Source organism: Hyphomonas sp. UBA3601, from assembly GCF_002375605.1.
In the GTDB taxonomy this organism is placed as follows: Bacteria; Pseudomonadota; Alphaproteobacteria; order Caulobacterales; family Hyphomonadaceae; genus Hyphomonas.
In genome coordinates this window covers 1-5,354 of record NZ_DFME01000125.1, presented here as the reverse complement: position 1 = coordinate 5,354, position 5,354 = coordinate 1, and the positions used below count along the sequence as shown (strand labels likewise).

The 5,354-nt window shown below is 57.9% G+C and carries 5 protein-coding genes; 3 read left to right on the top strand and 2 right to left on the bottom strand.

The annotated features are described in order from the left end of the window. Nucleotides 1-330: hypothetical protein (locus tag B4F73_RS13605; protein WP_290483531.1), on the top strand; the 330-nt coding region annotated here is incomplete at its 5' end. 278 nt (nt 331-608) lie between these two features. On the opposite strand, the gene B4F73_RS13600 is transcribed toward B4F73_RS13605, so the two are convergent. Both B4F73_RS13600 and B4F73_RS13595 read right to left on the bottom strand, forming a co-directional pair. Then, on the bottom strand, nt 609-965 hold the full coding sequence (locus B4F73_RS13600) for a PilZ domain-containing protein (protein WP_206992145.1): 357 nt from the start codon (nt 963-965) through the stop codon (nt 609-611). Between the two features lie 95 nt (nt 966-1,060). After that, the gene (locus B4F73_RS13595; RefSeq protein ID WP_290483530.1) at nt 1,061-1,498 is read right to left on the bottom strand and encodes an ester cyclase; all 438 of its coding nucleotides are present in this window, start codon (nt 1,496-1,498) and stop codon (nt 1,061-1,063) included. Between the two features lie 78 nt (nt 1,499-1,576). On the opposite strand from B4F73_RS13595, the gene B4F73_RS13590 reads away from it, so the two are divergent. Then, nucleotides 1,577-4,018 carry a hypothetical protein gene (locus tag B4F73_RS13590; RefSeq protein ID WP_290480709.1) on the top strand — a complete coding sequence of 814 codons (2,442 nt, stop codon included), beginning with the start codon at nt 1,577-1,579 and terminating at the stop codon, nt 4,016-4,018. A 32-nt stretch (nt 4,019-4,050) separates the two neighbouring features. Continuing rightward, on the top strand, nt 4,051-5,354 hold a 1,304-nt coding region (locus B4F73_RS13585), incomplete at its 3' end, for a DEAD/DEAH box helicase family protein (RefSeq protein WP_349679575.1).

The following is a 5,354-nucleotide window of genomic DNA, read 5'->3' as shown; positions in this document are numbered from 1 at the left end:
ACATTCGCGAAAATCGTGGCGCTCATCCACACGGTTTATTTCAGATTGTTACAAAGTGAAAAACCTGAAAGTTTCCCTCAGACCCGGTGGTTTTCTCGTGCCGATTGTATCCCCCGCCCCACTTCACATCCATGCCCCTGTAGCGCGCACAACACGATGCGGAAGGCGCGCCAGCCCCGATCGGATACGTCCTGCGCCGATTGGCCCCGAGTCGTGAGCGCCAATATCCGCAAGCGTGACGGATCAACGAATCATAAAATCGAAGCCCGCTCGGACATGAGCGATTCCGGTCTCGATCCGGGCATCGACAAGGGGGGGAAAACTTCCTAGAGACCGTCCCTTGTTCGGGCCCACAAGCTCGAACCGGATTATAGTAGCTGCGCGGGTTTGGGGACGCAGATATGCAGGAAAAGAGACAGTCTATTTCTAGCGCACAAGACACGGAAGAGGACACAAGCGCAGATCCATTGCGCGACGCACTCAGGAAATCCTTTGAGGAGAGTCTGAAAGCGCCACCCTCTGCGAGACTTGAGGAGCTGATGGCACAGCTGCGCTCGAAGGAGCGCAGCCAGGATTCAGACACCAAAGATTAGGCGCGGACGCCGCGTTCAGTGACGGAACGCAGGCTGGCGGATCAGTTCGGCCAGAATATAACCGGCCATCGCGCGATCAAACTCGACCCCGACCGCCGGGCCAACGCGCCAGCGCACCGTGCAATCGACCTGGAAATGCGGCTCCGACGGGGTCCGGCGCAGCAGCAAGTGGAAACGGTTTGGCAGATCGGCCCAATCGCCGACTTTCAGACAGGCCCCGTGCACCGATAAATCCTGCACGAGAATGCTGCGCGCCTCGCTATAATCCATCAGGACAACTCGCCCGGACGTTTGCAGGCGAACGCGCGTGCTGCGCCGCAATTCGGCGGGGGCGGAATCGGCCTGGGTCGGAACGGAAACGAGTTGGGTCATGCCCCTACTATGCCCCAGCCCCCATTTGGTTCATTTTTTCCTACCCTGACGAGAGTCCGGGCAATCTGGCCTCCTCGGCCGACGCGCCGCCACGATCAGACAAGGTCCAGCGCGCGCAGCACGGCGCCCTGATCATAATAGGGGCGTTCGCAGATAATCCGGTCACTGCCCGGCGCGAATTCAAACGTTGCCGCCATGCGCACCTTGAAACGGCGCCCGGTGGGCTCAATCATGGTCTTGCCGACCTGTAGCGGGCCGGTATGCGTGCCCGTCAGCCAGAACTCGACCAGAAGTTTGTTGGTTGCCTCATCAACGGCAATCGAGATGATTTCATTGTCCTGATCCGGAAAGGGCGTGCGCGACAGTTCGAAATAGCGCCGCACCGCGGCCTCCCCGTCGAACACCTGCCCGCCGCCATGCATCTCATACCGGGGATGCGCGAACGTCGCCATCACCGCATCCCAATCATGCGTCACCTCCAACGCCATATGGTTACGGACGTTCGCGATACGGGCTTCAGTCAGATTGGTCATTGTCTTCCCCATTCATTTTCTTTGACCTTCACCCTCGATCCAAGGTTGCGCAAGCATTAACGAAAGGTAAAGTTCAACTTGGGTGAGGAGGACGGTGTACATATGTCTCTCGGAGTTGAATTTGGGTTTCGGCGCCCGCAATGGATGGGATTTAAGTCCCTGGACGCGTCGGATGGCATCCGAACAGGGGCCGTGGTCTCGATGACGGCGATATGCCTGCTTCTTTGGCCGCTATCAGACGCCGACCGACAACAAACACCGAATTATGCCCTGCTGGCCGCCCTATGGGTGGGAGCTGTGGCGGCGGGACTTTTCCGGAGTCACCAGATATGGGCCCGTCTACATTCCGCGCTCGCCGTGAACCCCTCAAGGCGTACGCGCAGTGATGAAAAAATCATCGCCCAAGGCTTGAAAGAGCTGTTCGTCTATCTGCTGCTCTCACTTTTGGCCCTGTCCGTGCTGGCCTTCGTATCTGGCAGCCCCCTGATTTCGGAACTTGAGCATATACGATTGCGAGGCTCGGACGCGGAACGCAGTCTTCTACATATCGCAATTTATTGCGCCTTTTTCGCGGGGGCTTTCCTTCCAATTTTGACAGCCATCGCACGCATGGCTGCAGCAGAAGCCAAGCAAAGCAAATCGCCTTTGTTCAGGACAGATGTCGTGTCTCGCAACTCGTTGATCACGAGCTTCATAGCCATTGGCGGCATTCTCCTTTTGGCGTGGGCCGCTGGCGCCGGGTTCTTCTCGATTGATCAGGATCTGGGTGTCATCATCTACCTTGTAGTCATCATCGCATTCCTGGTTTTCATAATCGCGCCACATCTCACGCGTCATCTGAATCAAAACGAAGAAAATCACACAGCACGGGCGAGCACCGCAGCGGGCGGCATCGCCAGTTTTGCTCCGGAAGTATGGGTCAGCCGACTGGATTCGATCCTTGTCCGGCTTGTAGCCCCCTTGTCCGGCGCAACCCAGCATGGAGCACCCGTGCCTCACCTATTGGTAGTCGGTCTGATTCTTCCACTATCCGCCATCGGCTTCGTTTTGAGCAGCCCCTTTGGTCTCATCCCCATATTCGTTGCAATGTTGATCGTTATAGCGCTCGGCAGGAGATGGGCATGGGTGGAAGCAGACAGGGAAACAGCTTCACGCCTTCAATCGACAGACTTCCGAAAATCGCAGGATATTCATATTGGCTTTGACAACGACCTCAAGGATGAAGCCCTATTGGGCTATGTTTCCTTCTTTGTTTTGGTCCCCTTGGCGCTGTTCCAGATAGAACAGTTCAGCTTTGCTTTCGATACGGAGCAATCTCTTGCAAGCATGCCCCCCACACAGCAATTCTACGCGTGGATCAGCTTCTTTGGCGCAGAACTGGCGAAGGCCGTACCTTTTGTCGATTGGTGGGAAATTTATCAGGTCGAAGTAAACACCCCCATTTCAGTATCCGACAATGTCGGCAACCCCACACTCGCCAAGCACCTGACCTTCGCCGCACGCGCTCTGGTCGACCTCGTGATCATGGCGGCTCTATTTCAGGCATTTGGCATATGGCAACGCAGCCGCGCCCAACAGCGCCTGTACGATGCGGGCCACATCAACGCTTTTGATCCCTTCACGGAACAGGAATTCTTTGAACGTGGCATACGATACGACCACAACGAAAAGAAATACATTCCCAAGCCCAGCTTCAGAAAGCGCGTTGAGAAGCATCGAGAAGCCAGAGAAGAGCTGAAGCTTCCCGCATTTCCTTACAGTCCACGCCGACTTAGCGAGCTGCTGAACTCTCCAGACCCTGATCTGAAGGCAGGTGCCGAATGGATGGTAAGTGAGTATCGGGTACTTGCCGGGCCACCTGCCGAACAACTTTCACAGCTGGAAGAACAATGGCGGCAGCCTTGCGACTTCCGAGAGCTGTACACTCAATATCGGGCAACCAGCCACCCGCAAAGGAGGGCTGCTGCCAAAAACACGATAAGAAACGAAAAACTGAAATTCGAGCGACTGTTAGACGACCTGATTGAGGCCGGAGCGAACAATAACAAATGGTTCGCTCTGAACCAAGCAAACACCCTACTGAAGCTTCTTGAGCATATCAGCAACTTGCCTGAATTCGTCTACGCGCACTCCCTGGCGATCGACTATCTCAGCGAACGGCGCGGTCAATTCATTCTGCTTGCTCTTGCCTCCCACACACTCACTGACACTGCCGACTCCGTAGCGCCTGCTTGGCGCCGTCAGATCGAGGGAAAATTCAATCGCGTTCCGAACGTCGTTCTAGGCCGCAGTGAGATGCGTCAGATTGTTTATGACGCGATGGAGCGGTACGCAGACCTCTGTTTCGCGTGGCGGGAAATTTCGAGAATCGAAGAAACCATGAGCTTTTTAGAACTTATGGCCCAGACAGATGCCGCCGCCCCCGCGCGCTTGAAGGCCGGAACTATCGCCAACCAGTTGCGCAACCGGCTTACAGACCTTCTATCCACCACCACACCGAACACAACAAGAACACCCTAGACACCTCCCTGCCCGCGCCCCATATCGGGGGTATGGCTCCTCCTCCTCCTTCCAAGGGCGTTTCCGAAGCGCCCAGCGTGTTCTCGCTTGATGGCTTCGCGCGCGATGCCGCCGGCGCCCTGCCGTCCGACAACTGGACGCCCCACCGGCCTGACCGCGACTGGGTCAAGCTGGAGGGCGGCAAGCGGTTTAAAGTGCATTCCGAATATGAGCCCGCGGGCGACCAGCGCACCGCGATCCCCGAACTCGTCGAAGGCATCGGCGCGGGCGAGCGCGACCAGGTCCTGCTCGGCGCGACCGGCACCGGCAAGACCTTCACCATGGCCAAGATCATCGAGGCGACCCAGCGCCCGGCCCTGATCCTCGCCCCCAACAAGACGCTCGCCGCACAACTCTATGGCGAGTTCAAATCCTTCTTCCCCGAGAACTCGGTGGAGTATTTCGTGTCCTATTACGATTATTACCAGCCCGAGGCCTATGTGCCGCGCGCCGATCTCTATATCGAGAAGGAATCCTCCATCAACGAGGCCATTGACCGGATGCGCCACTCGGCCACCCGTGCCATCCTCGAGCGCGACGACGTGATCATCGTCGCCTCCGTCTCGTGCATCTACGGCATCGGCTCGGTCGAGACCTACACATCGATGACGTTCAAGCTCGAAGAGGGCCAGCGCATCGACCCGCGCCGCGTCGCCGAACAGCTCGTCGCCAATCAGTATACCCGCAATGACATGGCCTTCACCCGCGGCACGTTCCGCGTGAAGGGCGACGTGGTCGACATCTTCCCGGCCCACTTCGAAGACCGCGCCTGGAAGCTCTCCTTCTTCGGCGACGAGTTGGAGAGCATCACCGAGTTCGACCCGCTCACCGGCCGCACCATGCAGAAGCTGCCCGCCATCAAGATCTATGCGAACAGCCACTATGTGACGCCCCGCCCGACGCTCAACCAGGCCATCGACAAGATCAAGGCGGAGCTGAAGACCACGATTGCCCATTTCGAGGCCAATGGAAAACTGCTCGAGGCCCAGCGCATCCAGCAGCGCACCCAGTACGATCTCGAAATGCTCGCCGCCACCGGCTCCTGCAACGGCATCGAGAACTATTCCCGCTACCTCACCGGCCGCAAGCCCGGCGACCCGCCGCCGACCATGTTCGAATACCTGCCCGACAATGCCCTCGTCTTCACCGATGAGAGCCACCAGACCGTGCCCCAGATCGGCGCCATGTACAAAGGCGACTTCAGCCGCAAGACCACGCTGGCCGAATACGGCTTCCGCCTCCCCTCCTGCATGGACAACCGCCCCCTCAAATTCGAGGAATGGGACGCCATGCGCCC